This window comes from Amycolatopsis sp. NPDC059235 (genome assembly GCF_042754125.1).
Taxonomy (GTDB): Bacteria; Actinomycetota; Actinomycetes; order Mycobacteriales; family Pseudonocardiaceae; genus Amycolatopsis; species Amycolatopsis albidoflava.
In genome coordinates this window covers 1-26,768 of the sequence record NZ_JBHZAG010000035.1, presented here as the reverse complement: position 1 = coordinate 26,768, position 26,768 = coordinate 1, and the positions used below count along the sequence as shown (strand labels likewise).

General features: G+C 68.4%; 25 protein-coding genes and 1 tRNA gene. 13 read left to right on the top strand and 13 right to left on the bottom strand.

The annotated features are described in order from the left end of the window. Positions 1-11 precede the first annotated feature (11 nt). Complete coding sequence (locus ACFXI3_RS22950; RefSeq protein WP_378401972.1) at positions 12-1,772, top strand: hypothetical protein; 1,761 nt, start codon at positions 12-14, stop codon at positions 1,770-1,772. Here the strand turns inward: ACFXI3_RS22950 and ACFXI3_RS22945 are convergent. From ACFXI3_RS22945 to ACFXI3_RS22930, 4 genes are all read right to left on the bottom strand, one after another. Continuing rightward, positions 1,734-3,782 carry a hypothetical protein gene (locus ACFXI3_RS22945; RefSeq protein ID WP_378401970.1) on the bottom strand — a complete coding sequence of 683 codons (2,049 nt, stop codon included), beginning with the start codon at positions 3,780-3,782 and terminating at the stop codon, positions 1,734-1,736. The two genes, ACFXI3_RS22950 and ACFXI3_RS22945, sit on opposite strands and share 39 nt — an antisense overlap. 40 nt (positions 3,783-3,822) lie before the next feature. Beyond that, positions 3,823-4,263, bottom strand: coding sequence for a hypothetical protein (locus ACFXI3_RS22940; RefSeq protein WP_378401968.1), 441 nt, complete (start codon positions 4,261-4,263; stop codon positions 3,823-3,825). Continuing rightward, positions 4,263-4,805 carry a hypothetical protein gene (locus ACFXI3_RS22935; RefSeq protein WP_378401966.1) on the bottom strand — a complete coding sequence of 181 codons (543 nt, stop codon included), beginning with the start codon at positions 4,803-4,805 and terminating at the stop codon, positions 4,263-4,265. Before ACFXI3_RS22935 ends, ACFXI3_RS22940 begins: the two co-directional genes overlap by 1 nt. A gap of 267 nt (positions 4,806-5,072) precedes the next feature. Further along, positions 5,073-5,158, bottom strand: a tRNA-Leu gene (locus tag ACFXI3_RS22930). 130 nt (positions 5,159-5,288) lie between these two features. On the opposite strand from ACFXI3_RS22930, the gene ACFXI3_RS22925 reads away from it, so the two are divergent. The 7 genes from ACFXI3_RS22925 to pknB all read left to right on the top strand — a co-directional run bounded on the left by ACFXI3_RS22925 (position 5,289) and on the right by pknB (position 14,644). Next, positions 5,289-6,524 carry an FhaA domain-containing protein gene (locus ACFXI3_RS22925; protein ID WP_344282244.1) on the top strand — a complete coding sequence of 412 codons (1,236 nt, stop codon included), beginning with the start codon at positions 5,289-5,291 and terminating at the stop codon, positions 6,522-6,524. Positions 6,525-6,626: 102 nt separating this feature from the next. Continuing rightward, positions 6,627-7,088: an FHA domain-containing protein gene (locus tag ACFXI3_RS22920; RefSeq protein ID WP_037718919.1), complete on the top strand. Its 462-nt coding sequence runs from the start codon at positions 6,627-6,629 to the stop codon at positions 7,086-7,088. Then, positions 7,085-8,461, top strand: coding sequence for a PP2C family serine/threonine-protein phosphatase (locus ACFXI3_RS22915; protein WP_344282255.1), 1,377 nt, complete (start codon positions 7,085-7,087; stop codon positions 8,459-8,461). Before ACFXI3_RS22920 ends, ACFXI3_RS22915 begins: the two co-directional genes overlap by 4 nt. Continuing rightward, positions 8,461-9,948 (top strand): FtsW/RodA/SpoVE family cell cycle protein, encoded by a 1,488-nt coding sequence (locus ACFXI3_RS22910; RefSeq protein WP_344282258.1) that lies wholly within the window; start codon positions 8,461-8,463, stop codon positions 9,946-9,948. The genes ACFXI3_RS22915 and ACFXI3_RS22910 overlap by 1 nt, the downstream gene beginning before the upstream one ends. Next, positions 9,945-11,408 carry a peptidoglycan D,D-transpeptidase FtsI family protein gene (locus tag ACFXI3_RS22905; protein ID WP_370932718.1) on the top strand — a complete coding sequence of 488 codons (1,464 nt, stop codon included), beginning with the start codon at positions 9,945-9,947 and terminating at the stop codon, positions 11,406-11,408. The genes ACFXI3_RS22910 and ACFXI3_RS22905 overlap by 4 nt, the downstream gene beginning before the upstream one ends. A 3-nt stretch (positions 11,409-11,411) precedes the next feature. Then, on the top strand, positions 11,412-12,665 hold the full coding sequence (locus ACFXI3_RS22900; protein WP_344282264.1) for a serine/threonine-protein kinase: 1,254 nt from the start codon (positions 11,412-11,414) through the stop codon (positions 12,663-12,665). After that, positions 12,662-14,644 (top strand): Stk1 family PASTA domain-containing Ser/Thr kinase, encoded by a 1,983-nt coding sequence (gene pknB, locus ACFXI3_RS22895; RefSeq protein ID WP_378401963.1) that lies wholly within the window; start codon positions 12,662-12,664, stop codon positions 14,642-14,644. The genes ACFXI3_RS22900 and pknB overlap by 4 nt, the downstream gene beginning before the upstream one ends. A 62-nt stretch (positions 14,645-14,706) precedes the next feature. On the opposite strand, the gene ACFXI3_RS22890 is transcribed toward pknB, so the two are convergent. The 6 genes from ACFXI3_RS22890 to ACFXI3_RS22865 all read right to left on the bottom strand — a co-directional run bounded on the left by ACFXI3_RS22890 (position 14,707) and on the right by ACFXI3_RS22865 (position 19,139). Then, a complete protein-coding gene (locus ACFXI3_RS22890) occupies positions 14,707-15,036 on the bottom strand; it encodes a hypothetical protein (RefSeq protein WP_344282270.1) in 330 nt (109 codons plus the stop codon). 100 nt (positions 15,037-15,136) lie between these two features. Beyond that, on the bottom strand, positions 15,137-16,564 hold the full coding sequence (locus ACFXI3_RS22885) for a caspase family protein (protein ID WP_378401961.1): 1,428 nt from the start codon (positions 16,562-16,564) through the stop codon (positions 15,137-15,139). A gap of 5 nt (positions 16,565-16,569) precedes the next feature. Next, positions 16,570-16,929, bottom strand: coding sequence for a hypothetical protein (locus tag ACFXI3_RS22880; RefSeq protein ID WP_378401959.1), 360 nt, complete (start codon positions 16,927-16,929; stop codon positions 16,570-16,572). A gap of 115 nt (positions 16,930-17,044) precedes the next feature. Then, positions 17,045-17,689, bottom strand: a complete 645-nt coding sequence (locus ACFXI3_RS22875) for a hypothetical protein (RefSeq protein WP_378401957.1) — start codon at positions 17,687-17,689, stop codon at positions 17,045-17,047. Continuing rightward, positions 17,677-18,480 (bottom strand): ATP-binding cassette domain-containing protein, encoded by an 804-nt coding sequence (locus ACFXI3_RS22870; RefSeq protein WP_378402045.1) that lies wholly within the window; start codon positions 18,478-18,480, stop codon positions 17,677-17,679. The genes ACFXI3_RS22875 and ACFXI3_RS22870 overlap by 13 nt, the downstream gene beginning before the upstream one ends. Positions 18,481-18,494: 14 nt before the next feature. Continuing rightward, entirely contained in the window at positions 18,495-19,139 is a 645-nt protein-coding gene (locus ACFXI3_RS22865) for an aminodeoxychorismate/anthranilate synthase component II (RefSeq protein ID WP_344282282.1), read from the bottom strand. A 110-nt stretch (positions 19,140-19,249) separates the two neighbouring features. Between ACFXI3_RS22865 and ACFXI3_RS22860 the strand changes: the two genes are divergently transcribed. Continuing rightward, complete coding sequence (locus ACFXI3_RS22860; RefSeq protein WP_378402043.1) at positions 19,250-20,566, top strand: FAD-dependent oxidoreductase; 1,317 nt, start codon at positions 19,250-19,252, stop codon at positions 20,564-20,566. A gap of 1 nt (position 20,567) precedes the next feature. On the opposite strand, the gene ACFXI3_RS22855 is transcribed toward ACFXI3_RS22860, so the two are convergent. Next, the gene (locus ACFXI3_RS22855; RefSeq protein WP_378401955.1) at positions 20,568-21,461 is read right to left on the bottom strand and encodes an NADP-dependent oxidoreductase; all 894 of its coding nucleotides are present in this window, start codon (positions 21,459-21,461) and stop codon (positions 20,568-20,570) included. 62 nt (positions 21,462-21,523) lie between these two features. On the opposite strand from ACFXI3_RS22855, the gene ACFXI3_RS22850 reads away from it, so the two are divergent. Next, positions 21,524-22,117, top strand: coding sequence for a TetR/AcrR family transcriptional regulator (locus tag ACFXI3_RS22850; RefSeq protein WP_378401953.1), 594 nt, complete (start codon positions 21,524-21,526; stop codon positions 22,115-22,117). Here the strand turns inward: ACFXI3_RS22850 and ACFXI3_RS22845 are convergent. Together ACFXI3_RS22845 and ACFXI3_RS22840 are read right to left on the bottom strand one after the other, a co-directional pair. Then, positions 22,110-22,766: a response regulator gene (locus tag ACFXI3_RS22845; RefSeq protein WP_378401951.1), complete on the bottom strand. Its 657-nt coding sequence runs from the start codon at positions 22,764-22,766 to the stop codon at positions 22,110-22,112. The genes ACFXI3_RS22850 and ACFXI3_RS22845 overlap by 8 nt on opposite strands. Further along, a complete protein-coding gene (locus ACFXI3_RS22840; RefSeq protein WP_378401949.1) occupies positions 22,706-24,508 on the bottom strand; it encodes a sensor histidine kinase in 1,803 nt (600 codons plus the stop codon). The genes ACFXI3_RS22845 and ACFXI3_RS22840 overlap by 61 nt, the downstream gene beginning before the upstream one ends. Positions 24,509-24,676: 168 nt before the next feature. Between ACFXI3_RS22840 and ACFXI3_RS22835 the strand changes: the two genes are divergently transcribed. The 3 genes from ACFXI3_RS22835 to ACFXI3_RS22825 all read left to right on the top strand — a co-directional run bounded on the left by ACFXI3_RS22835 (position 24,677) and on the right by ACFXI3_RS22825 (position 26,601). Beyond that, entirely contained in the window at positions 24,677-25,384 is a 708-nt protein-coding gene (locus ACFXI3_RS22835) for an ABC transporter ATP-binding protein (RefSeq protein ID WP_378401947.1), read from the top strand. Between the two features lie 12 nt (positions 25,385-25,396). Beyond that, positions 25,397-26,122 carry an ABC transporter permease gene (locus ACFXI3_RS22830; RefSeq protein WP_378401945.1) on the top strand — a complete coding sequence of 242 codons (726 nt, stop codon included), beginning with the start codon at positions 25,397-25,399 and terminating at the stop codon, positions 26,120-26,122. A 92-nt stretch (positions 26,123-26,214) separates the two neighbouring features. After that, the gene (locus ACFXI3_RS22825; protein ID WP_344282305.1) at positions 26,215-26,601 is read left to right on the top strand and encodes an SCO5389 family protein; all 387 of its coding nucleotides are present in this window, start codon (positions 26,215-26,217) and stop codon (positions 26,599-26,601) included. Positions 26,602-26,768 lie beyond the last annotated feature (167 nt).

Genomic DNA, 26,768 nt, shown 5'->3' with positions numbered 1-26,768 from the left:
GACAGCCACCAATGTCACTCTCTGTGTCTGCGTGGTCACTAGTATCCACGCCAGGTAGGGTTCTGTCCAGGAATTCCAGGAACGGATTTGGTAGAATTGAATTGAGCAGCAAAGCAGCAAAGCAGCAAAGCAGCAAAGCAGCAAAGCAGCAAAGCAGCAAAGCAGCAAAGCAGCAAAGCAGCAAAGCAGCAAAGCAGCAAAGCAGGTGGCGGACTTTCGACCCAGTCGTCGTGCTCGGAGTCGTGCGCACCTGGACTTCGGCGATCAAGCTGCTCGAAGTCTGCCGTCTCTTCCAGGATGACCAGCGGATTCGCTTCACCTTCACGGTCGACCGCGGGTCCCGCTTCAGCGCGGGCGTCGAGGAGTTGCTCGCCAGGGCGGAAGCGCATTGCACCCCCTGGGAAAATGTTCCGAAGCTCAATTACGCACTCGCCATCACAGCCAGCGAAAACATTGATTTCGACCACATCTCCGGACCAGTGCTCGTCCTTCCGCACGGCGTCGGATTCCACAAGTACGTTCCCGACTCCGGTTCCGCCGGCACACGGCTTTCCGGGCTGATCCCGTCGACCGCGCTGCGGTCCGGGCGGGTCCTGATGGCGCTCTCCCACCCGAGCCAGCAGAAGCAACTGCGCGACGCCGAGCCGCTGACCTACGGCCAGACCGTAGTCGTCGGCGATCCGCAGTTCGAGCAACTGCTCCGGAGCGAACCGCACCGCGACCACTACCGCGCCGCCCTTGGCGTGACCGGCCGGAAGTTCGTGCTGGTCAGCTCCACCTGGGGAGAAACCTCGCTGATCGGCCGCCGCCCCCGGCTTCCCGCCGAACTGCTGGCGGCCCTCGACTACGACTCCGCGGCCGTCGGCCTCGTGCTGCACCCCAACGTCTGGTCGCGCTACCGCCCCTTCCAGATCCGCTCGTGGTTCGCCGCCGCCGAAGACGCCGGGCTCCTGCTTCTCCCGCCGGAACGCGGATGGCAGGCCGCGATCGTCGCCGCGGACGTCGTCATCGGCGACCACGGCTCGGTCTCCCTGCTGGCAGCCGCGACCGGCCGCCCCTTGCTGCTCGGCGCGTTCGGCGCCGAGGTCGTCCCCGGCACCAGCGCCGAACTGCTCGGCCGGCACGCCTCCCGGCTTGCCTGGGACCGCCCGCTACGAGACCAGATCGAAGCGGCGGAAACCCAGCCCTGGCAACAAGATCTCGCCGAACGCACCTTCGCCAACCCGCACGGCGCGACCGCTGAGCTGCACTCGCTCATACTCCGCCTGGCGGGCCTGGAAGCCCGACCCTTAGAACTCCTGCGCGCACCCGACCCAGACCCACGCCAGGCCGTTCCGCTCGCCTTCACCGCTTATCCGGAGTTCACCGCCCCAGATTCCCTTACCCTGTACCGATTCCCGCGCTCGGTAGAAGAATGGAAACCGGACTCCGAACGAGCCTCGACCAGCCTGAGACACGTGGTCGCCGACGAAAGCGACGACAACCTCGGCCGAATCGGCAACGCCACCGTGCTCACCAGAACCGCACTGCGCCCAGCACCGGAATCCTGGTGCGCCAACGCATTGCGGCTCCACCCCACCTGCACACTGACCGCGGCCGCCATCCCGAACGGATGCGTCGCCCACACCCGCGACGGCAACACATTCACCGTGACCGGCTCTGCCGACGTCGCCGCACTGGCATCAGCCCTGCACGCCTGCCTGGCGACCGGCCGCGCACAACGTCCGCTCTCCCTACGACTCGGCTCCGTCGAGACCACCGTCGTTTTCTGACGCCAGCTTGTCCGCCCGCGGACTGCCCAGCTCTCGATACAGCCGAATCGCCCGCTCCAGGTGGCTACGCGCCGCCTCCGGGCTCTCCTCGACCATCGCCGCGTGCAACGCTTCCCGAGCCTGGGCTTCGTAGAACGTCGCCCCGCTCGCCTCGAACGCCTCCGCAGCCTTGATCAACGCGTCAATTCCGCCCGGCACCCCAATGCGCACCCGCACCTGCCCGGTAATCAGCAAGGCTCGCGCAGCCAACCGCCCGTCGCCAATCTCGCCAAACGCCCGATGCGCGGCTTCCAGTTCGCGCAACCCCTCCGCGTCGCCGAGCGACTGCCCGAGAAACATCCGGCTCAGCGCCTCACCACGCGCTTCCCCGGCCACCTCGTTCAACTCGATCGATTCGCGATACCGCTGCTGCGCTTGTTCCGGCTGCCCAACCACATCGTGGTACCGACCGGCGAACTCCCGCACCGACGCCCGCAGCACCAGATGTCCGTCCTGATCCGCCAGTTCGAGAGAGCGTGCCACGAACTCCCCGGCTTGCTCGAACTGCTCAAGATCCGTCAACGGACGCGACGCCAGGCTGCGCAATCGTGCCTCCGCGGCACGATTCCCGGCTTCTTCCGCGGCCTTGATGCCGTGCCGGAGACTGCTGAGCGAATCGGCATGCCGCTTGCGATCGAAGTAGTAGGCCGCGAGCGACTCGGCGATCTGCCAAATCTCGTCCACCAGGCCGATTTCACTGGCCACCGGCAGCAGCTCGTGCAGCGCACGCCGGTTCTCCTCGAACCAGGCAAGCCCGTTGGCCCGCCGGTCGCCGGTGAAGGGATCCGAAATCTCCGGAACGCCCGCGACCCGGTACCGATTGACCTCGATCATCGCCGCGTCCGCGTAGTACGCGACGTCGCGGAACCCCCGCACCACCCGGGCGAGCGCCTCGTGCGTCTCCTCGTCGCCCAAGCCGGAAAGGGACGCCGCGTGGTCGTGGACGAGCGGATGCATGGAGTACTGGCCGCGATCTTCCTGAAGCACCTTCAGCAGAACCAGCTCGGCGAGGATGTCTCCCGCGGTAGCCTCGTCGAGCCCGATCAGCAGGTGGAAAACCGCCGCGGTGAAGTCGATCGCCGGATACGCGCCAAGCAGCCGATACGCCCGCTGGGCCGGGTCCGTCGCTTCCTGATACGTCGCTTCAAACACCGGCTCCCCTTTCTTCGGCCCCCGGTCGGTCCGCATCAGCTCGGCGCGCGAACGCCGAAGCCGCGCCGCCAGCTCCGGCAACGAAGGACACCGCCCGACCGCGACGAGCGTCGCGGCGTTCCGGATGGCCAGCGGCAATCCGCCGCAGTAGCCGAGAATCTCCGCCAGCAGCGCGTCCTCGCCGTCCAGCCCGCTCAGTTCACGAAACAACTGGGCCGACCGTGCTTCGTCGAGCGGAGCGACCCTGACCGTCTTGCCACCGACCTCGTTGATCTCGATCGGCGACTCCACCCGTCCAGCGACGAGCACCAGCCAATCCTGCCCGCCAGGCATCAACTGCAGAAACTGCTCGGCTTCCGTGACGTTCTCGAGCAACATCACCGCAGCCGCCCCGGACGACCGGCTCCGCCACAGACTCGCCAGCCCAGGTTCGGCGGGCATCACCTCGTCACGGACCCCGTCCCGGCGCAGCAAGGACCGCAGCGCCGCCGAAATCACCGTCTCCCCGTCGACCGTGTGGGTCGCGTAGTCCGTGTAATAGGCCCCGCCCGGATAACGGTCTTTCACCTGCTCAGCCACATACCGCGCCAACGCCCGCCGCCCGACCCCGGTCAACCCGTCGAACACCACGAGCGGCGCGCGCCGATCTTCGAGACACGCCTTGATCTGCTCTTCCCGCCCGACCAACCGCCGCAACGCCCGCGGCGTCTCGTGCGGCACCACGCGTTCGGGCCCGGGCAGCTGCTGGTTGACCGTGCCGATGTACTGCGCCTGCACGAGAGAACCACCGCTGCCGACCGACCCGACTTCGTTGTGCACCAGTCCACCCCTCACCCCGAGTGACCGCCAGCTTACCGATTCACCGCGGCGCCAGCAGCAACATCGAGCCGTCTTCCCAGTACAAACAGGCAGGCGAAGGACTCCACCGCGCCTGTCCCTGCCACACCACGACCGGCGCGGCCTCCCCCACCTCGACCAACGCCACCCGCGCCGCCCCGCGCACCACGGCTATCTCCCCGCGCCCCTTCAACCTCGAGGCCGCTTCGTAAGCCTGCCCACGAGCCGGCCCGCTGGGCACCGCCACCGGTTTCCTTTTTCTCTTGGGAACCGTCACGAACTCCCAAAGCCCCATAACGGGCCACGCGAGATGCGCGAAAATCTCAAGAACGGTGTCCGCCACACACCCGAGGGACCGATCAGCCCGCCGCCGATCGCGCCGCACCTTGACCCGCCCCAGCACCACAACGCGCACCGGCTCGCGCCAGTCGCCCTCGAAGTACCGCTCCAGCTCCTGGCCCATCAGTACCCGCTCAGCCTGCGAGGCGAGGGAAAAAACAAAGAAAACGCGATGATCAAGTTGACCGAGTTAATAAGCGCCGCGACGACAGGGATACTCAAATAAAGCACGACGGGCACGGTGAAGTGCACCTGCTCCACCCCGGAATAACTACCCGAAGTCGTCACGGAAACGACGTACCAGAGAACGAATCCGATCGCCGTCACCCACCCCGGAACAGCCGTCCCCAGCTGGACCCCCAGGACGGTGTACTCCTTCCGATGCCTGAGATGCCCCGACGCGACATAGGAACGCGCCACCATCAGCCCCACCCCGGAAAGCATCAAACAGACCGCCGCGAGCACCCCCAAGACGACCGTCAGCCCAGTAGTCACGTCATAAGAAGTGGGCAGCCCATACCCAAAAACCGGCACCGCGACCACCATGAGCAAGCCAATTCCGGCACTAGCGGCACCCCAGCGAATCGTGACAGCACGAATCCGCTCGACCAGAGCCGGAGGAAACCACCGCCCAGGAGACGCCACGAACGAATAGGGCTTCATCATCGCCTCACCCCCTCCCAGGCCCAAGACGCGATAACTCTCAGCAACCACTAAACCACCCCAACGCAACCCACCCCGCCACCCACATCCGGGAATCCCCACCCACCCGAGCAACCCAAAATGTGTCCTGGCCCACCCCCACACGGCCCAACCCACCCGCCAACCGCAGCCGAAGGCACCGCGGGGGTCCGGGGGCTCGGCCCCCGGGTCAAAGGAACGACCGACAACGGAAAAGAGCCCCAGTCGCGCAAGCGGCTGGGGCTCTGACCATGGTGGGCGAGGAGGGAGTTGAACCCTCACGTCCTTTCGGACACACGGACCTGAACCGTGCGCGTCTGCCATTCCGCCACTCGCCCGAGTTGCTTCCTTGAGGCAGCCAGCAAAGCTTAGCAGGGCCTTCTGACGGGTTTCACCGGGGGCATGCCCAACCCTTCCTCCCCCGGATAGGATCGATGCGGAAGCACACGTGTGAGGAGGTTGTCCCCGGTGGGTCGCGTTGAGCGCTTTGACAGGCGTCTCGAGAACCTGGTGGGGAATACTTTCGCGCGCATGTTCGGCGGCAACGTCGTCACGCAGGAAGTGGCGGTTGCGCTCGAGAGGGAAGGCGAGGAGAACGTTCGTGAGCTGGCAGGCGGTCGGCAGCTCGCCCCGAATCACTACATCGTGTCTTTGGGGGCGGCTGACCACGATCGCATGGCCGGCGATGAGCAGCGGGTCACCGGGGTTCTCGCGAGGGCGGTGGCGGAACACCTCGCCGCACAGGGCTGGGACACCTATGGTGACGTCGTCGTATCACTCGAGCGCAACGAGGCGCTGCATACTGGACAGTTCAAGACCCGTTCGTCCGTCGATCCCGACGCCCGCGACACTGCGGGGGAAGGGCCGTCACGGTCGGCACGACCCAGCAACGCAGGAGACCCACCAATGAGCCAGCCCCCCGGCTACGGCCAATACGACCAGGGTGACCCGTACGGCCAGCAGGGCCAGTACGGCTACGGACAGCAGGGTGGCCAGCAGCCCGGGTACGACCAGGGTTATGGCGGTCAGCCGCAGCAGGGCTACGACCAGGGCTACGGCGGCCAGCCCCCAGCGCAGGGCTACGACCAGTACGGCGGCCAGGGCCAGCAGCCCGGATACGACCAGGGCTACGGCGGGCAGCCGCCGCAGCAGGGGTACGACCAGGGTTACGGCGGCCAGCCCCCGGCGCAGGGGTACGACCAGGGCTACGGCGGCCAGGCTCCGCAGGGCGGGTACGACCAGGGCTACGGGCAGCCGCAGCAGGGGTACGACCAGGGTTACGGCCAGCCCCAGCAGGGCGGCTACGACCAGGGTTACGGCCAGCAGGGCGGGTACGACCAGTACGGCGGCCAGCAGCAGGCGGCTTACGGCCAGGACCCGTACGCGCAGCAGGGCGCCCCGGCTCCGGGACGGCAGCTGCAGGCGAGCCTCCAGCTGGACGACGGCTCCAACCGCACCTACTCGCTGAAGCAGGGCGCGAACGTGGTCGGCCGCGGCCAGGACGCCGACTTCCGGCTCCCGGACACCGGCGTCTCCCGGCGGCACCTGGAGATCACCTGGGACGGCCAGAGCGCGACGCTCGCCGACATCGGGTCGACCAACGGGTCCACGGTCAACGGCACTCCGGTGCAGACGTGGCAGCTCGCCGACGGCGACGTGATCAGGGTGGGCCATTCGTCCCTGGTGTTCCGAACCCAGGGCTGATCGCAGACCGTCCACAGGGTTCCCGCAGAATTGTCGTGCGGGGGGATCCGCGGCGCGCGTGGCGCCGCGGCTTGCAGGCACAGGCGGGAGCGGACACAACAAGTGCCAGAGCTGGTCGTTCAACTCACCAGAGTGGGCTTTCTCGTGCTGCTCTGGCTCTTCGTGTTCGCCGCGCTCCGAGTCGTGCGCTCGGACCTCTACGCCGCCTCAGGCCTCCGGGTACAGGTGCCGTCCTTCCGCCGCAACAAAGAGAAGAAGCCGCGGGGCAGCAAGGCCCCGCAGCAACTGCTCGTCACACACGGGGCCCTCGCGGGCACCCGCATCGCGCTCGACGGCCGGCCGATCCTCATCGGCCGGGCCGACGACTCGACGCTGGTGCTCGACGACGACTACGCATCGACCCGGCACGCCCGGATCGCGCTGCGCGGGGAGGACTGGTACGTGGAAGATCTGGGCTCGACGAACGGGACCTACCTCGACCGGGCTAAGGTCACTGCACCCCTCCGGGTCCCGCTCGGAGTCCCCATCCGGATCGGCAAGACGGTGATCGAGCTTCGCCCATGACTCTCGTCCTCCGCTACGCGGCCCGCAGCGACCGGGGCCTGGTGCGTTCCAACAACCAGGACTCCGTCTACGCCGGCCCGCGTCTCCTCGCGCTCGCCGACGGCATGGGCGGGCACGCCGCAGGTGAGGTGGCCAGCAAGGTCGTCATCGCCTCGCTCGCCCCGCTCGACGACGACGAGCCTGGAGACGACCTCCTCGCCCAGCTCCGCGAAGCCGTCCAGAACGGCAACGCGGCGATCGCCGAACTGGTGTCCCAGGACCCGGATCTCGACGGCATGGGCACCACGCTCACCGCCGTCTTGTTCGCGGGAAGCAGACTTGGTCTGGTCCACGTGGGCGACTCGCGCGCGTATTTGATGCGCGGCGGCCAGTTCGCCCAGATCACCCGGGACGACAGCTTCGTCAACGAACTGCTCGAACAGGGCCGCATCACGCCGGAAGAGGCGGCGGTGCACCCGCAGCGGTCGCTGCTGCTCAAGGCGCTCACCGGACACGAGGTCGAACCGAGCCTCACCGTGCGCGAAGCGCGTCCCGGTGACCGGTACCTGATTTGCTCCGACGGTTTGTCCGGAATGGTCAGCGACGAGACGCTCGCCGAGGCCGTGCAGATCCCGGACCCGCAGGACTGCGCCGACCGGATGATCGAGCTGGCTCTCAAGGGCGGCGGCACGGACAACGTGACCGTCATCATCGCCGACGTGGTCGACGTCGATTTCGGCGACGACGCCCCGATCGTGGGCGGAGCGGCCGGCGACGGCAGCGACGAGATGCATCAGGGCGATTCCCCCGCGGCCCGGGCGCGCGCGCTGACTCAGCCGCCTCCGCAGCCGCGGCCGGAGCAGCAGGCTCCACCGGAAGACCCGAAGGCGAAACGGCGGAAACGGTTCCGCTGGCTCGTGGGGGCGGTCGTGGTGCTGATCGTGCTGGGCGCCGCCGCGATCGCGACTCGATACTTCGTGCTCAGCCAGTATTACGTCGGAGAAGGCCCCGATCAGGAGGTCGTGATCTATCGCGGCGTCCCGGGCAGCATCCTCGGCATCGACCTGCACGCGCTCGAGCAGGGCTCGTGCCCGCCGGGCCAGCTGTGCACCGACAAGCTCCGCGTCTCCGCGTTGCAGGAGGACGCGCGGATCGCCGTGCAGAACGGCGTGAAGCGCGAAAGCCTCGACGACGCGCGCAAGTACATCGACGATTTCCTGCGTCTCAAGAAGAAGCTGTCGGACTGCAAGCCGACCTCTTCCACGGGCGTCCCGCAGTCGGGTGCGCCCTCGTCCAGCGTGGCGCCGCCCGGCGGCACGCCTTCGTCGGCGAACCAGCCTGCGGGGAGGGACTGCTCGACGGCGGGTACGCCGCCGACAGGGGGCGGTAACTGATGGGCCAGCCGTTGGCCGACCCGACGTCCGCCCAGTTCGCCACGAATCCGCCGCGAGACCTCCCCAAGCGCAGGGGCACGGAGCTCGCGCTGCTGGCGTTCGCGGCGGGCATCGTCACCCTGGCGCTGGTCATCGTCGAAGCCAACCAGGAGCAGGAGCTGACGCTCTCGATCCTGTGGGTGGGGCTGGCTTACCTCGGCGTGCTCGCCACGACGCACCTCGCCGTGCGCCGGTGGGCCCCGTACGCCGACCCGGTGCTGCTGCCGTGCGTCGCGCTGCTGAACGGGATCGGGCTGGTGATGATTCACCGGCTCGACCTGGCGAAGGCCGAATCCGCGCTGCAGCGCGGCAAGGAGTACTCGCCGGAGATCACCAAGCAGCTGCTGTTCACCGCGGTTTCGCTGGTGCTGTTCGTGATCGTGCTGGTGGTGGTCAACGACCACCGCACGCTGACCCGCTACAGCTACATCGCCGGATTGATCGGGCTCGGCGCGCTCGCGCTGCCCGCGGTGCTGCCCGCCAGCCTGTCCGAGGCGGGCGGCGCGAAGGTGTGGCTGAAGCTGCCGTTCTTCTCGATCCAGCCGGGCGAGTTCGCGAAGCTGCTGCTGATGATCTTCTTCGCGTCGTTCCTGGTGTCCAAACGCGACTTGTTCATGGTGGCGGGCAAGAAGTTCCTCGGCGTGGAACTTCCGCGCGCGCGTGACCTCGGCCCGATCCTGATCGCCGCCGGGGTCGCCATCGGCGTGCTGGTGTTCGAGAAGGACCTCGGTACGTCGCTGCTGTATTTCAGCATCATCCTGGTGATGCTCTACGTCGCGACCGAGCGCGCGATCTGGGTCGTCGTCGGGCTGACGTTCTTCGTCGGCGGCTGCATCCTCGCCTACAACCTGTTCGGCCACGTCCAGCAGCGCGTGGAGAACTGGACCGACCCGCTCGGCCCGCGCTACGACGTGCTGGGCGGCAGCTACCAGCTCGCGCAGGGCCTGTTCGGGCTCGGCACCGGCGGCGTCGGCGGCACCGGGCTCGGCGCGGGCCGCCCGGACATCCCGCCCGCCGCGAGCACCGACTTCATCACCGCCGCGATCGGCGAGGAACTCGGCTTCATCGGGCTGGCCGCGGTGCTGATGCTGTACGTGCTGCTCGCGATGCGCGGCATGCGCAGCGCGCTGGCCGTGCGCGACACGTTCGGCAAACTGCTCGGCGGCGGGCTCGCCTTCACCATCGTGATCCAGATCTTCGTGGTCGTCGGCGGCGTCACCGCGCTCATCCCGGAAACCGGCGTCACCGCGCCGTTCCTGTCCTACGGCGGCTCTTCGCTGCTGGCGAACTACATCCTGGTCGCCCTGATGCTGCGCATTTCGGACGCGGCGCGCAGGCCGGCCACCCGGCCGAAGCCGCAGCAGCCGCAGGCTCCGATCGCCGAGGCGCACACCGTGATGGTGCGGCGTCCGCCAGCCGAAGGCGACCCGAACGGGAGGACCGCGTGAACGCCCCCCTGCGCAAGGTCGGCATGGCGATGCTCGCGATGATCGTGCTGCTGCTGGCCAACGACACCTACGTCCAGGTCATCAAGGCCGACACGTACCGCACCGACCCGCGCAACCAGCGGGTGCTCTACGACGAGTACTCCCGCCAGCGCGGCCAGATCGTCACGCCGGACGGCACCGTCCTCGCCGGCGTGAAGCCCTCGACGGACAAGTTCAAGTTCTTCCGCACCTACGCCGACGGCCCGATGTACGCCCCGGTCACCGGGTACTACTCGATCAACTACGGCGCGGGCGGGCTCGAGCGCGCCGAGGACGACGTGCTGAACGGGTCGGACCCGCGGCTGTTCGTGCGCCGCCTGTCGGACATGGTCACCGGCCGCGATCCGCGCGGCGGCAACGTGAAGCTCACCATCGACCCGAAGGTGCAGAAGGCCGCCTACGACCTGATGACGCAGCGCGGCTACACCGGCGCGGTGGTCGCGATGGAGCCGAAGACCGGCCGCATCCTCGCGATGGTGTCGACCCCGTCGTACGACCCGAACCAGCTGGCGACGCACGGCACCGACCAGAACAAGGCGTGGGACGCCTACTCCAAGGACAAGAACAACCCGATGCTGAACCGGGCGATCTCGGAGAACTACCCGCCGGGGTCGACGTTCAAGATCGTCACCGCCAGCGCGGCGCTGGAGAGCGGGATCGGCCCGGACACCCAGGTCAGCACCGCACCGAACGTGCAGCTGCCGGGCACGAACACGACGCTGGAGAACTACGGCGGCGAGACCTGCCCGGGCAACACGTTCAAGGACGCGCTGGCGCACTCCTGCAACGTGCCGTTCGCGACCTTCGCGGGCCAGCTCGGCGCGGACAAGATGAAGGCGGCCGCGGCCAACTTCGGCATCGGGCAGAACGACCTGACGGTGCCGATGCGGGTCGTCGGCTCGACCGTCGGCCCGCTCGACTCGCCGGGCGCGCTCTACCAGAGCGGCATCGGCCAGCGCGACGTCCGGCTCACCCCGCTGCAGGACTGCCTGCTCTCGGCGACCGTCGCGAACAACGGTTACGCGATGAAGCCGCAGCTGATCCAGTCGATCCTGGCCCCGGACCTGTCGACGGTCGAGAACGTCGACCCGGAGCAGCTCACCGGCAAGCCCGCGCTGTCGCCGGAGAACGACAAGATCCTCACCGACATGATGATCGCGTCGGAGTCCTTCACCAAGGGCGGCGGCAAGAACGACGCGCTGAAGATCGCGTCGAAGACGGGTACCGCCGAGCACGGCGCCGACTCGAAGAACACCGCGCCGCACGCGTGGTACACCGCGTTCGCGCCGTCGGACAACCCGCAGATCGCCGTGTCGGTCATCGTCGAGAACGGCGGCAACCGCGGTCTCGCCGCGACCGGCGGCACGGTGGCCGCCGAGATCGGCCGCGCCGCCATCGCCGCCCGGCTCGGGGGTGGATAGCCGATGCTGTCCTCGGGTCAGCTGCTGGCCGAGCGCTACAAGCTGACGAACCGGATCGCCGTCGGCGGGATGGGCGAGGTCTGGCAGGCGAGCGACACCCGGCTCGACCGGATCGTCGCGGTGAAGGTGCTGAAGGCCGAACTGTCCGGCGACGCGGAATTCCTGCACCGGTTCCGTACCGAAGCGCGGATGACCGCGTCGCTCAATCACGCCGGAATCGCCGCGGTGCACGACTACGGCGAGACGGTCAACGAGGATCTGTCCATCGCGTACCTGGTGATGGAGTACGTGGAGGGCGATCCGCTCGCGGGCATCCTCGCCAAGCACGGGCGGCTCACCGCGGACTACACCCTCGATCTGCTTGAGCAAGCAGGCACCGCGCTGCAGGCCGCGCACGAGCAGGGCCTGGTGCACCGCGACGTGAAGCCGGGCAACATCCTGGTCACCCCAGCCGGCAAGGTGAAGATCACCGACTTCGGCGTGGCCAAGGCCGCCGACGCAGCCCCGGTCACCCGCTCCGGCATGGTCATGGGCACGGCTCACTACATCGCGCCGGAGCAGGCGCTCGGGCAGGACGCGGAACCGGCCAGCGACGTGTATTCGCTCGCCGTGTGCGGGTACGAATGCCTCGCCGGGCACCGGCCGTTCCTGTCCGAGAACGCGGTGACGGTCGCGATGATGCACATCCGCGACGTCCCGCCGCCGCTGCCGCCGGACGTGCCGCCGGGCGCGCGGGCGGTCATCGAGGCGACGCTCGTCAAGGACCCCCGGCAGCGGTACGCGAGCGGCGGAGAGTTCGCCGGCGCGGTCGCCGCGGTCCGGGCCGGCCGCCCGCTGCCCACCCCGCTCGGCCTGGTGAACGCCGCCTACGCGGCGGGGCAACCACCAGTGCCGCCGGTTCCGCCCGCAGTGCCGCAGGCGGGTACCGGCGCGCCGATCGGGCCCAGCTCCAATCCGGCGTTCCGGCCGCTGTCGGCTCCGCCGGGTCCGCCGGGACAGCGGGTCCCGCCGGTCCCGCCGCCGAGGCGGAACCAATGGGGCTGGTGGGTGCTGCTCGCGGTGGTCGTCGTCGTGGTCCTGGTGGCCGTGGCGTTCTTGATCGCGAGAGTGGTGTCGGCCGGCAACGGCGGGACGCCGCGAAGCGTGGACAGCGGGAGCGGACCGACCTCAGCCACCCCGGCCGGTACGAGCGAGGCCCAGGGCCTGCAAGGCATGATGACCACACCTTGGACGGAATGGAACGGCACGAAGCGATGACGACACCCAGACTGCTCTCCAATCGGTACGAGCTGGGCGACACGCTCGGGTACGGCGGTATGTCCGAGGTCCACCACGGGCACGACGTGCGGCTGGGCCGGGAAGTCGCGATCAAGGTCCTGCGCGCGGACCTCGCCCGCGATCCGCAGTTCCAGGAGCGGTTCCGGCGCGAGGCGCAGAACGCCGCCGCGCTGAACCATCCCGCGATCGTCGCCGTGTACGACACCGGCGAGGCGAACACCGACGTCGGGCCGCTGCCGTACATCGTGATGGAGTACGTCGAAGGCCGGACGCTGCGCGACATCGTCAAGACCGAGGGCCCGCTGTCGCAGAAGCGCGCGATGGAGGTCATGGCCGACGTCTGCGCCGCGCTCGACTTCTCGCACCGGCACGGCATCGTGCACCGCGACGTGAAGCCGGCGAACGTGATGATCACGAAGAACGGCGCCGTCAAGGTGATGGACTTCGGCATCGCGCGCGCCATGCACGACGGCCAGTCGGCGATGACGCAGACCGCGGCCGTCATCGGCACCGCCCAGTACCTCTCGCCGGAGCAGGCGCGCGGCGAGTCGGTGGACGCCCGTTCGGACGTCTACGCGGCGGGCTGCGTGCTGTACGAACTGATCACCGGCGAGCCGCCGTTCACCGGCGATTCCCCGGTCGCGGTCGCGTACCAGCACGTGCGGGAGGACCCGAACCCGCCGTCGTCGGTGAACCCGGCGGTGTCGCCGGAGCTGGACGCGGTCGTGCTGAAGGCGCTGGCCAAGGGCCCGGCGAACCGGTACCAGTCGGCCGCCGAAATGCGCTCGGACCTGGTCCGGACGCTGTCCGGGCAGCGGCCGTCGGCCCCGATGGTGATGTCGGACGACGAGCGCACCCAGGTGATGAACGCCGACCGGCGCCAGCCGCAGGCCTACGACGAGTACCCCGACGATCCGGAAGAGGACCCGCGGGCCAAGCGCCGCCGCCGGATCATCTTCGGGGTGATCGCCGCGCTGCTCGTGGCGGGCGTGGTGCTGCTGATCTTCTGGCTGAGCGGATCGTTCCGCGACAAGAACGAGACCGCGCAGATCCCGCCGGTGGTCAACACGCCGGTGCAGACGGCGAAGTCGCAGCTGCAGCAGGCGGGCTTCTCGTCGTTCGGGCCGACCAAGTACGTGGTGTGCGGCCCCGAGGCGAGCAACCCCGGCGGCCAGACCTGCACCGAGGACCAGATCGACAAGGTCATCGCGATCGACCCGCAGGTCGGCGCGACGGTGGCGACCACGTCCACGATCACCCTCACCGTCGGCCAGAAGCCGGGCAGCGCGACGGTGCCGGACCTGCAGGGCAAGTCGCAGGACGAGGCGAAGTCGGCGCTCGAGCAGGCCAAGCTGAAGCTGGGCAACACGACCTCGAAGCCCGTCGACAACCCGAGCGACGTCGGCAAGGTCGTGTCGCAGAACCCGACCGCGAACTCCTCGGCGGTCGAGGGAACGCCGGTGGACATCGTCGTCGGCTCGGGCGTCAACCAGAAGACGGTGCCGAACACGGTCGGCCAGGACTACGCGTCGGCGAAGCAGACGCTGGAGAACGCCGGTTTCCAGGTCAAGCGCACCGACCAGGCCTCGGACAAGCCGAAGGACCAGGTCATCGACCAGCAGCCGAACGGCGGCAACCTGCCCCCGAACAGCCCGGTGCGGCTGACCGTGTCGTCCGGGCCGAAGCAGATCCAGATGCCGGACCTGACCGGGATGACCCAGGACCAGGCGACGCAGCAGCTGCAGAACATGGGCTGGTCGGGCACCATTCAGCCGCAGACCACGCACAGCGGCAGCGGCCAGCCGAACACGGTGGTGAAGCAGAACCCGCCCGCGGGCACCCAGATCAGCCCGAACCAGACGATCATCCTGGTGATCAAGGCGGACGACGGCAGCGGCTCGACGACGTCGAGCTCCGGCGGCATCTTCCCGCCGGGCGGGATCCACAACAACGGCTGACCCGGTCGTAAGGAGGGCCCGCACGGTGCGCACCGTGCGGGCCCTTTTTTCGCGCCGGCCGATCAGTCTTGGTCGAGAAAACTCCGCACGCTGGCGAGCACCTCGTCCACGTCGTGCCCGCCGCCGCAATCGACGTCCAGCTCTTCGACGGCCCCGGAACGCTTCACCGTGAGCGACACCTGCCGCCCGTCGCGCTGCCCGCGCAACCAGCCGAAGAGCGACCGGCAGAACGTGCCCGCCGACCGGCTGCTCACCATCACGACGACGTCGCTTCCCGGCCCGGCGAGCCGAACCCGGCCGGCGAGCTCGTCCTCGGCGCCGAGCCAGGAAACCAGCTGCTGCAACTCGTCCGCGGAGCCGTCCACGCTGATCGCGGCGATCCCTGCCGTCACGGATGCTCCCCTCCCGGGCCGAACAGACGGCGCGAGGGTAACCGACTCGCTACCGAACCCGGAACCCCCAAATCGGCATTTGCCGAATGCAATTTGCAAACTACAGCGAGTGCTTCCGTCCGCGATGCTGCTTGACCAGCGCGGATACGCACATCACCGCGCCCAGCGAGAAAACGGTCGGCAACCCCACATTCGCGACGAGAACAGAGGCGGTCGACCCCGGCTGCGGGGTCCGCATGGGCGAGAATATTCCAGCCGCGGCCATCGCGACACAACACGCGAGCAGCGCCCACAGGAGCGCCGCACGTACTTTTTCCGCCTTTTCGCCGAGCCAGGGGAAAGCTGTCGCGAAGACGATCCGTCGACCTTCGTGCCGGATGCGCCGATACAGAGAAGTCCCCGTTCCTCCGGCGATCACCAGCATCACCAAACTGAGGGCGAGGTCGCCGAGCCTGCTGCTGGCAGAAGCGTCGCTGCCCAGCGCATTGGCCAGTCCTCCGACGGTGTAGCCGAGACTGATATAGAAGACCAGCCACTGCAGAGCGGCAAGCGCCGCCCGCCACAGCCACACTGCTTGCTGACCGCGCGGCTGGGCCGAAAGCGGGTCATCCTGAACGACTGGCGAGGCCTTCGAGACCTCTTCGAGCTTGGGCTTGGCGGGCTTCGGTTCCGCTGTCGGCACAACCGGTTCCGCGGGCGTGAGCACCGGGACGACCGGCTTGCTTCTGATCGGTTCCGAAGCGACCGGGCTCTTTGGTTCGACAACCGCGGGCGGCTTCTCCACAGCGGGCTTATCCGTCAATGGTTCCCTGCGCAGCAGAAGACTGCTGCTGGTGTCCATCGCCTGCATCTTCGGCCGGGGCATTCCACGACGCGCGAGAGCCGCGTCAAGGGCGCCGTAGAGGTTGTTGACGTCGAGCGGACGTCCGGGAGAACGGCTGGTGAGCAAGGTGAGCAACTCCGCGGTGAACGCGGTGTTGCGGTCTCCGGGCGGCGAGAGCGACACCCGGTTCTTCGGCGAAGAGGCGATCACCGTTGTCCCGCGAACCTTGATTTCCCGGGAGTCCAGCCGGGAATCAGACATCGCCCCGATCGCCATTCCGGAGTAACAACAGTCCAGGACGAGCAACTTGACCTGAGCGGGGCTCATCTCCACCGCGTCGCGCAAGGTGTCGAAGGCGACCGCTGTCGTGTCGGGTTCCTCGGGGTCGGTCTCCCGGGTCGTCAAATAGAGCCGGTCGCGGAGTTCGTGCCGGACCCCGTGGCCCGCGTAGTAGACGAAGAGGAAATCTTCGGCTTCCCGGGAGAAGCGGCGCAAGCGCTTCGTCAGGCTTGTCGGCGAATCAGGATTGTCGACGACATAGCAGTGGTCCCATTCGAGAATCCCGGCCCGCGGGTCGCTGAGCGCGGAACGCAAGTCCGCCAGGTTGTTGTGGACCGCCGGCAGGTTCACGAACAGCTCGGACTCGAAGTCGCTCGTGCCGATGAGGATCGCTCGAGACCGCTCCGGGTCGGGAAGCGCGCTCACTCCGATCAGGACTCCCGCTCGAGGAAATTCCGGACCGCGGCGAGCACTTGGGCGGAGTCGTCGCCCGAGCCGCACTCCAGTTCGAGCGTCTCCTTGTCCCTCGTCAGCTTGAGCGAAACCTTGCGCGCGTCGCGGAGACGAGTCAGCCAGTCGAATAGCGAACGGCAAAACGCGGTAGCTGTACCACTGGTGGCGATGACGGTAATCGCGTCGAGCGCACCGCCCATTTCCCCGGGACCAGCCGGAGCGTCTTGGGCTCGGACCCGGCCGCGCAAGTCGTCCTCGTCCCGAAACCATGCCGCGAGCTTCCGGAGTTCGTCGTCCGACGCTCCTGGCATGGTGATCGCAATGGTGCCATCCGCCATGAGACCTCCCCTTGCTCATGGGGCCGGAAACCGCACTCGGCCCAGCTCAGGTCGGATATCCTAGCTTGCGCCCGAGAGGTGCAGAATGCGTCTCGCTCAAGGCTTTGATAAAGATTCAAGACCGGCGGGCCGAAACCGCACCCACCACCGTCATGCTGGCCGCCAGCAACACCACCGACGCGCCGATCGCCAACGTGAGCGGGCCGCCGTACGGAGTGCCGCTCATCAGCGCCTCCAGGAGCGGATGCACCACCGGAACCCACTTTCCCAGCAGCACCACGCCAAGCACGAGAACTGCCGCGAGCACCGTCCATCCGATACGCGACACCAGCAGCCGCGAGCACGGCAGGCCGATTGCGATGCCGACGAGAGCGCACGCCAGATGGGTCGCCAATCCGGCGCTGACGATCTGCCAATGCAGCTGATTCCGATGCGTCGCGGCCCATGCGACGGTCACCAATGTGCTCGCCAAGGTGCAGCCGAAAACCGTAAGCACCGCGCCGCCAATGGTTTTCCGGTTGCCCCCAGCGTGATTGAGGGTGATCAACCGCTGCACGGGGTCTTCGATGTCCAGCAACGCGATCGTCAGCCAGCAGCCCAGTACGAGAATCCCCGCCCCGCTAACGCCATACAGCGGAATCACTGGCGAACTCGGGTCTGCGTAAAGGATCGAGCACAACGCGAGGTACGCGAGCCCGGCCGGCAGGTACCGCTGCGAATGTCCCAGCAGCGCCAGGTAATAGCGGCTCACTGCGAGCACGGCGCCACCTCCCGCACCGACCAGCCGCCGGACAGGGCGCGCAGCAGTACGGCGTCGGCGTGTTCGGCGTCGACTGTCAGGACCACGCCGCCTGCCTGGTCGGCGACCGTGTGCACGCCGGGTTCGGCGGACCAGTTGTCGACGCTCGACGACACCGGCAGCAGCGTGATCCGTTTGCGCTCCGGATGTGTTTCCAGTGGCGCGAGCCGGCCGGATTCGAGCCGGTACACCTCGTCGGCGTGGGCGCGGACGACGTCCGGCCGGTGGTCGGTGAACACGACGCTCGCGCCTCGGGCCCGGGTTTCCGCGACCAGTTCGCCGAGCACCGCGTGGGTGCCGACGTCGAGGCCGGACCAGGGTTCGTCGAGGATCAGCAGGTCCGGCCGCACCAGCACGGCTTGGGCGAGGCCGACCTTCTGCGCGTTGCCTTTCGACAGCGTCCGCAACTGCGCGTCCGGGCTGCCGACCAGCGCGAGCCGCTTCAGCAGCGGGTCGATGCCGGACAGGTCGGCGAGCCCGCGGATCCGCGCGAGATGCCGCAGGTACGCCCGCGCGCTCAGCCGCTGGCCGCCAGGGAACCGGTCCGGCAGGTAGCCGACCGCCGGGCTTCCGGTGATGTCCCCGTACGACGCCCGCGACACCCCGGCGAGGATCCGCAGCAGGGTCGATTTGCCCGAGCCGTTCGCGCCGAGGATGCCGGCGACCTGTCCGGCGGGCACCTCGAAATCGACGTGCGTCAGGACGGGTTCGCCGCTGCCGTACCGTTTTCCGACTCCGCTGAGCCGGATCAGCGGAGTCGGGGCGGTCACGCAGTCGCGGCCTTCTGCAGGGTGCGGGTGGCCCGCTCCAGGTCGTCGACGACGGTCGGCGCGACCGGGTGCCCCGCCGAGGCCATCCAGTTCGCCAGCATCCGGTGCCCGCATTCGGTGAGTACGGATTCGGGGTGGAACTGCACGCCTTCCAGCGGCAGCTCGCGGTGCCGCATGCCCATCACGATGCCGCTCTCAGTGGTCCCGGTGACCTCGAAAATCGCCGGATCGATGGTCTCCGGCAGCACGGTGAGCGAGTGATAGCGAGTGGCGGTGAACTCCTCCGGCAGCCCGGCGAGGATGCCGACGCCGGTGTGATGCACCTGACTGGTCTTGCCGTGCAGCAGCTCGTCGGCCCGGTCGACGGTGGCTCCGAAGTGCACGCCCAGCGCCTGGTGGCCGAGGCAGACGCCCAGCATCGGCGTGCGCGTCTCGGCGCATTTCGCGATCACTTCAATGCTCTGACCTGCGCGTTCCGGCGTTCCCGGGCCCGGGGAAACGAGCACCGCGTCGAATTCCGGGACGCGGTCGAGGTCGACAACGTCGTTGCGCCACACCGTGCAGTCGGCGCCGAGCTGCGCCAGGTACTGGACGAGGTTGTAGACGAAGCTGTCGTAGTTGTCGACGACGAGAACGCGCATGCCGCCAGCTTAGCGGCTCCCACCTGCTGGACCGTACGCCAGATCACAGTGATTGTTAGGATCACCTAACTTACCGTGGACCGGTGAGCCGAATCCTTCGTGTCGCCGTCGTGGGCGCCGGTCCCGCCGGCATCTACGCCGCCGACCTGCTGGACAAGTCCGACGCCGACGTTGAGATCGACCTGTTCGAGCGCATGCCGGCGCCGTTCGGGCTGATCCGCTACGGCGTCGCGCCCGACCACCCGCGCATCAAGGGCATCGTCAACGCCCTGCACAAGGTGCTCGACCGGCCGAACATCCGGCTGCTCGGCAACGTCGACTACGGCACCGACCTGAAGCTCGACGACCTGCGCGAGTTCTACGACGCGGTCATCTTCGCGACCGGCGCGATGGCCGACCGCGCGCTCGACCTGCCCGGCATCGACCTCGACGGCAGCCACGGCGCCGCCGACTTCGTGTCCTGGTACGACGGCCACCCGGACGTGCCGCGCACCTGGCCGCTCACCGCGTCCTCGGTCGCCGTGCTCGGCGTCGGCAACGTCGCGCTGGACGTGGCGCGGGTGCTCGCCAAGACCGCCGACGAACTGCTGCCGACCGACATCCCGGCGAACGTCTACGAGGGCCTGAAGGCCAGCCCGGTCACCGACGTGCACGTGTTCGGCCGCCGCGGCCCGGCGCAGGCGAAGTTCTCGCCGCTGGAACTGCGCGAACTGGACCATTCGCCGAACGTCGAGGTGATCGTGCACCCCGAGGACATGGAGTTCGACGAGGCGAGCGTCGCGCAGCTGCGGTCCTCCAAGCAGACCGACATGGTCGTGAAGACGCTGCAGGAATGGGCGATTCGCGACGAAGGCACCCGTCCGCGGCGGCTGCACCTGCACTTCTTCCACGCACCGACCGAGGTGCTCGGCGAGGACGGCAAGGTCGCAGGCCTGCGCACCGAACGCACCGAGTACCGCGACGGCAAGGTCGTCGGCACCGGCGAGTTCCACGACTGGGACGTGCAGGCGGTGTACCGCGCGGTCGGGTACCTGTCGTCGCATCTGCCGGAAATCCCGTTCGACCACACCGCGGGCGTGATCCCGAACCAGGGCGGCCGCGTGCTGGACCTGGACGAGAACCAGGTCCCCGGCGTGTACGTGACCGGCTGGATCAAACGCGGCCCGGTCGGCCTGATCGGCCACACGAAGGGCGACGCGGCCGAGACCGTCGCGAACCTGCTGGCCGACGCCGACACGCTCGCCGCGCCGCGGCATTCCTCGCCGGACGCGATCCTGGACTTCCTTGCCGCGCGCGGGATTTCGTTCACCACCTGGGAAGGGTGGGGCAAGCTCGACGCGCACGAGAAGTCGCTCGGCGAGCCCGAGGGACGCGAGCGGGTGAAGGTCGTGGAGCGGGACGAGATGGTGCGGGTTTCGCGCGCCTGAGTCAGTTCACGTAGACGATCTTCCCGCGGGCGTGCCTGCTCTCGCTCAGCTCATGCGCGGCGGCGGCTTCGCTCAGCGGGAAGGTCGCTGCGACGGGGATCTTTAAGCGCCCTTCCTCGGCGAGTTTTACCGCTGCGGCAAGGCCGTGTACTGCTAGCGGATCGGCACCGGGGATCGCGGCGCTGTGCGAGAAATGCACGCCATGCTGGGGTGCTGCGGCATCGGTGATCGTCACGACTCGCGCGGGATCTCCGGCGATCTTGATCAGGTCTGGCAGCGCTCCCCCGGCGCAGTCGAAGACCGCGTCAACACTGCCGACCCGGTCGACCAGACCTGGGCCGTAAGTCGTCGGTTCGGCACCGAGTGAACGCAGGAAATCGTGGTTTCGCGGGCTCGCGGTGCCGATAACAGTGGCACCGCGCGCTACTGCCAACTGAACCGCGACCGTGCCGACCCCGCCCGCCGCGCCGTGCACCAGGAGCGTTTCGCCAGTCAGCTGATCCAACACCCGGGTGGCGGTTTCGATCGCGCCCGCGGCACCGCCTGCCTCGGCCCAGCTCCACGCGGCCGGTTTGGCTGCCCAGTGAACGAGAACGGCGTACTCGGCGTTGGCCCCGCGACGATCCGCGGCTGTCATGCCGAAGACATGCGCGCCGAGTTCGACCCCGGTTACTCCTTCGCCGACTTCGTCCACCACACCAGCGGCGTCATATCCCGTCCGGAACGGGAGCCACATACCTTTGCGCGCACCGGACCGAATGGCGGTTTCGCCCGCGGAAAAGCCGGAAGCGCACACGGAAATGCGGATCTCCCCGGGGCCGGCGTGCGGTTCGGCGACATCGGCGACGTGCACGACGCTGGGCGGGCCATACTGGGAAAACTGGACGGCTTTCATGCGTCCGAAGGTATTCCGGCAGGTCAGCGGTTCAGGTGGAAGTGAGAGGGGTGACGGCCGAAGTGAGACGGACCGACGCCGCGCACAACCGCGTGCGCATTCTCGCTACCGCCCGGGCGGCCTTCACCATCCGCGGATACCGCGTGCCGATGCGGGAGATCGCGCGGCAAGCCGAGGTCAGCGTCGCGACGGTTTACCGGCATTTCCCGACCAAAGACGCGCTGATCGCCGAAGCCTTCGCCGAGGAACTGGCGTTGTGCTCGTCGATCGTCGAGGAGGGCCTTGCCGCGGCTGATCCGTGGCAGGGCTTCGTCCTGGCGGTGGAGAAGCTCACCGAGGCGCACGCTCGTGAGCAGGGGTTTCGCGCGTTCGTCGCGCAACTGCCGCGACGACTCGACTTCGCCGCCGACCGCGCCCGGACACTGCGGCTGCTGCTCGAACTCATCCACCGGGCCAAGGAAAGCGGCGATCTGCGCCCGGATTTCGTGCTAGAGGACCTCGTGCTGGCATTGGTCGCCAACGAAGGCATCCGGGTGGAACCGGCTGCCGCACGTGTCGCAGCGGTGCGGCGGTTCACGGCGTTGCTGCTCCAGTCGTTCCGGGCGCATCCGGCCGCCGGACCGCTTCCGCCCGCCGTGCGGGTGCCGCTCAGCTAGAACCGAGGAACTTCAGCACGGCCAGCACCCGGCGATTCGTGTCGTCCGAGGCGGAAATCCCGAGTTTGGCGAAGATATTCGCGGTGTGTTTGCCGACCGCGCCTTCGCTGAAGTGCAACCGGCTGGCGATCGCGGCGTTCGAACAGCCTTCCGCCATCAAGCCGAGCACTTCACGTTCCCGTGGCGTCAAGGCCGCCAACGGATCGGAAGAGTTGCCCGCCACCAGTTTCGCGATCACTTCCGGATCCATGGCGGTCCCGCCCGCGGCCACCCGGCGGACGGCGTCGATGAACTGTTCCGCGTTGAACACCCGGTCTTTCAACAGATAGCCGACCGCGCCGGTGCCGTCCGCCAGGAGTTCGCGCGCATACAGCTGCTCGACGTGTTGCGACAGCACGAGAATCGGCAGCCCCGGCGTCTCCCGCCGAGCGGCGAGGGCGACCTGCAGTCCTTCGTCGGTGTTGGTCGGCGGCATTCTGACGTCCACAATGGACACATCAGGCCGGTGTTCCCTTAGCGCGGCGGCGAGTTCGGGTCCGGAACCGACCGCCGCGACGACGTCGAACCCGTGCGCGGCGAGCAGGTGGGTCAGGCCGTCTCGGAGGAGGTACTGGTCTTCGGCGACGACGGTCCGGGGTCGAGCTGGCACGGCACCTCCACAATCGCCTCCGTCGGGCCGCCCGGCGGGCTGGTCAGCGCCAACCTACCGGCGAATCCGGACAGCCTCCGCTCGATCCCGCGCAAACCCGTTCCGCGAGCGGCGTCGGCACCGCCCTTGCCGTCGTCGGTGACGGTCGCGCGCAGCAACCCGTCGAGGTATTCCAGCACCACGGTCGCGCGCCGGGCCTCGCCGTGTTTTGCCGCGTTGCCCAGCAATTCGCACACCGCGAAGTACGCGCACGCCTCCGCCGGCTGTTCGAGCCGACCCGGCACCGTAGCCGTGACCTCGGCTTTCAACGGACTGTCCAACGCCGCCGCGCGCACCGCGTCGACCAATCCGCGCTCCGACAACACCGGCGGATGGATGCCCCGAACCAGCGACCGCAGCTCGGTGAGCGCTTCCGACGACGCTTCCCGCAACTCCGCGGCCAGCTGTTTCGCCTTATCCGGATCGTGGTCGATCAAAGCCTCCACCGCACCGAGCTTCATCCCCATCGCGACCAGCCGCGACTGGATGCCGTCGTGCAGGTCGCGCTCGATCCGCCGCAGCTCAGCGGCCTGTGCGACGTTGACCTCGACCCGCGTCTGGTCCAGCCGGTGGACGCGCTGCGCGAGCCGGGACGCCTCGGTCGGGCCGAGCAGCCAGCGCCCGAATTTCGCCTGCCGCCTAGCGAGCCACGGCGTCGGCAGCAGCCCGGCGAACACCGCCGCCAATGCCACCGGCGTCATCGCGAATGCGCCGCCGGTGCTGGTCACCGCGGGCAGCCCGACCATCTCGAACCAGCTGTGCTGGCCGGTGATCCACAGCGCGACCAGACCGTAAATCCCCCAGAAGACCAGAGCCGCCGACGGCATCCACAACACCGGCGTCAGCACCGGCAGCAGCACCGCGGCGGCCAGGTCCCGCCAGGTCGCGCGGTCGTGGAGCACCCAGTGGATCCGGGCGCGCAGCATCGGCCACCACGGTTCCTCGTACAACTGCTTGCCGAACTGGTACAGCCCGTCGCCGCGCGGAACCGGCAGCGCGGGCGGCGGAACGTACGGCTGGGCGATCCGAACCCCGGTCCAGCGCTCGGCCTCGCGGCGGAAGGTGTCAGCGACCGCGCGGCTGGCCCGCGTGACCGTCGGGAACACCGGCACCGCGCCGGTCAGCACGATGATCTGGGCGACTGCCAGGCCCAGCTGCGCCACCGAGATCGCCCACAGCCCGAGCTGATACCCGAGCGTCTCGAACCTGCGACCAAGCCAGCTCTTCCCCCGCGGTGCGTGCGGGCCAAGCCAGTACCCGGTCCACCGGGCGTACCCGCGCAGCGCGACCGGGCCGGCGACCAGCGAAAACACCGCGAAAGCCAGCGCGACCAGCGGGTTCAGCAGCTGCCAGCCGAACTCCCGGCCGGTCGCCGGATCCTCCATGATCCACGTGAAACGTCGATTCCAGCGGATCCACCAGGCGCGCCGGTAGAGCTGGGTGCCGTCGCGATACCAGCCGTCGCGCTCGCGCTCCGGCTCCGGCGGCGCTGGCCGGTACGGGCTCGGAATCTCCCGCCCGGTCCACCGGCCGACCAGCTCCCGCGTGCGCCGCGACCGGACGCGCGCGATTTCGACCGCCGGGGAGAAGAAAAGCACGAGACCGACGCACAACAGCGCGAACGCGATCAGTTCAAGCAGAACGTCGACCCAGCTCACCACCGCGAGACCGGCAAGTGCCCACGCGCGCCGCACCGACGTCATGGCACCCCCTTTCGCGTCCCAGTCTCGCCGTTGCGGCCGTCCCGGACCCTGGCCCCAGCTCCCGGATCAGGGTGGCCCCAGCCCCACCCCCGACACCCGCGAAACCCCACCTCAACTGGGGTTTCCGACTCATTCTGCCGGACCGCGAGCGCTTCTAGCGTCGTTCGCATGCGACTCATCGAAGTTTCCGAACTCTGCAAGGCCTATGCGGGCCGGGTCGCGGTCGGCGGGGTCTCGTTCTCCGTCGAACGCGGCGAGATCTTCGGCGTCCTCGGCACGAACGGAGCCGGGAAGACCACCACGGTCGAATGTCTGCAGGGCCTGCGTTCGCCGGATTCCGGCACGATTTCCGTACTGGGCCTGGACCCGGGACGCGACACCGCCGAACTGCGCCGCCGCGTCGGCACCCAGCTGCAAGACGCGCGCCTGCCGGACAAACTGCGGGTCCGGGAAGCGCTTTCGCTGTTCGCGTCCTTCTATCCGAACCCAGCCGACATCGACACGCTGCTGACCCGACTCGGCCTCGACGCCCACCGCGACATCGCCTTCGGCAAGCTCTCCGGCGGCCTCCGGCAACGGCTGTCCATCGCACTCGCCCTGGTCGGCAACCCCGAACTGGCCATCCTCGACGAGTTGACCACCGGCCTCGACCCGCACGCCCGGCAAGAAACCTGGCAACTGGTCGAGACCGTTCGCGATTCCGGCGTGACGATCGTGCTGGTCACCCACTTCATGGACGAGGCGCAACGACTGTGCGACCGCCTGGTGCTGCTCGATCAGGGCCGCGTCATCGCCACCGGCACCCCCGCCGACCTGCTCGCCGCCACCGGCCAACCCACCCTGCACGACGCGTTCGTCGCGCTCACTCGCGGCTAAGGAGCTTTTCCGATGCGTACTTTGCTGATCACCGAAGCAAAACTGTTCCTGCGCACGCCGCTGTGGGCACTCCTGGGCGTTTTCCTGCCGACCGCGGTCCTGCTGGGTGTCGGCTCGATCCCCGGCATGCGAGAACCGAGCCCCGTCACCGGTGAATATCGATTTGTCGACCTGTGGGTGCCTTCGCTGATCGTCATCGCGCTGGCGATGCTGGGTCTGCAGGTCATCCCCGCCGCCGTCGCCACCTACCGCGAACAGGGAATTCTCCGCCGCCTAGCCACCACCCCCGTGCCGCCCCCATATCTCCTGCTCGCCCAGGTGCTGATCCACGCCGCCGTCGCACTGGCCGGAGTTCTGCTGATGCTCGTGACCGCCCGCATCGCCTTCGACGTGCCGATCCCCCGCCATCCCGGACTCTTCCTGCTGGCCCTGCTGCTAGGCCTGGTCTCGGTGTTCGCGCTGGGCCTGATCGCCGCGTCCCTCGCCCGCACCGGCAAAGCCGCCGGCGGACTGGCCATGATCGCGTTCTTCCCCATCATGTTCGTCGGCGGCGTCTACCTGCCGCGACCGCTGCTGCCAGCGGTGATCCAGAAAATCGGCGGCTACCTCCCGCCCGGCACCCAACCGCTGCAAGACGCCTGGATCGGCGACGGCGGGCAGCCACTGCAGTTCGTCGCGTTGGCCGCCTTCGCGCTGGGCGGAACGGCGCTCGCCGTGCGGCTGTTCCGGTGGGAGTGATCCACCAAAGTGGTGATGAAACTCGTTTTCTCTTGTGGCCGGGTCCGGCGGGCCGGTAGCTCTGAGGGGTACCGCTGACCATGGAGGTTGTCTTGTCCTTGGACGTATCGCCCGCGCTGCTGGAAAAAGCCGAACGCGGGGAGGTCTCCGACGCCGAGTTCGTGGCCTGCGTGCGGGAATCGCTGCCGTACGCGTGGGAGGTCATCACCGGAGTGATCGCGGAAGCGGACACCGCCGCGGACGGATTCGCGGACAACGAAACCCCGCCGCCGAGCGAGGCCGCCCGCGGCCAGCTCCTGCGAGCCCTGGCCTCAGACGCGATCCGCGGCGGGCTGGAGCGGCATTTCGGGGTGAAACTGGCATTCCAGAACTGCCACCGGGTAGCAGTGTTCCGCGAGACGGACGGGGATCGGTACCGGGCGTTTGTCTCGCCGCGGGGGCAGTTGCTGAACCAGAGCCCGGAATTGCGGGACTGCTGACTCCGGTTTCGGCCTTGGGTGCGGCCTGGTCAGGGAGTTTCTCTGACCAGGCCGCTTTGGTCGCCGACAGGGCTCGAACCTGCGACCTAGAGATTCTGAAGCAGCGTTGATCACTGTCTACTGTGGATGGTTGATACTGGTCGTCATCTGCGCTGTTCGCTTCTGCG

Excerpts from the sequence above, each read along its gene's own strand:
- ACFXI3_RS22830 (WP_378401945.1), top strand. The coding sequence starts at position 25,397 with ATGCGTACTTTGCTGATCACCGAAGCAAAACTGTTCCTGCGCACGCCG.
- ACFXI3_RS22910 (WP_344282258.1), top strand. The coding sequence starts at position 8,461 with ATGGGCCAGCCGTTGGCCGACCCGACGTCCGCCCAGTTCGCCACGAAT.
- ACFXI3_RS22940 (WP_378401968.1), bottom strand. The coding sequence starts at position 4,263 with ATGGGCCAGGAGCTGGAGCGGTACTTCGAGGGCGACTGGCGCGAGCCG.
- pknB (WP_378401963.1), top strand. The coding sequence starts at position 12,662 with ATGACGACACCCAGACTGCTCTCCAATCGGTACGAGCTGGGCGACACG.
- ACFXI3_RS22865 (WP_344282282.1), bottom strand. The coding sequence starts at position 19,139 with ATGCGCGTTCTCGTCGTCGACAACTACGACAGCTTCGTCTACAACCTC.
- ACFXI3_RS22950 (WP_378401972.1), top strand. The coding sequence starts at position 12 with ATGTCACTCTCTGTGTCTGCGTGGTCACTAGTATCCACGCCAGGTAGG.
- ACFXI3_RS22880 (WP_378401959.1), bottom strand. The coding sequence starts at position 16,929 with ATGGCGGATGGCACCATTGCGATCACCATGCCAGGAGCGTCGGACGAC.
- ACFXI3_RS22900 (WP_344282264.1), top strand. The coding sequence starts at position 11,412 with ATGCTGTCCTCGGGTCAGCTGCTGGCCGAGCGCTACAAGCTGACGAAC.
- ACFXI3_RS22835 (WP_378401947.1), top strand. The coding sequence starts at position 24,677 with ATGCGACTCATCGAAGTTTCCGAACTCTGCAAGGCCTATGCGGGCCGG.
- ACFXI3_RS22855 (WP_378401955.1), bottom strand. The coding sequence starts at position 21,461 with ATGAAAGCCGTCCAGTTTTCCCAGTATGGCCCGCCCAGCGTCGTGCAC.
- ACFXI3_RS22915 (WP_344282255.1), top strand. The coding sequence starts at position 7,085 with ATGACTCTCGTCCTCCGCTACGCGGCCCGCAGCGACCGGGGCCTGGTG.
- ACFXI3_RS22935 (WP_378401966.1), bottom strand. The coding sequence starts at position 4,805 with ATGATGAAGCCCTATTCGTTCGTGGCGTCTCCTGGGCGGTGGTTTCCT.
- ACFXI3_RS22840 (WP_378401949.1), bottom strand. The coding sequence starts at position 24,508 with ATGACGTCGGTGCGGCGCGCGTGGGCACTTGCCGGTCTCGCGGTGGTG.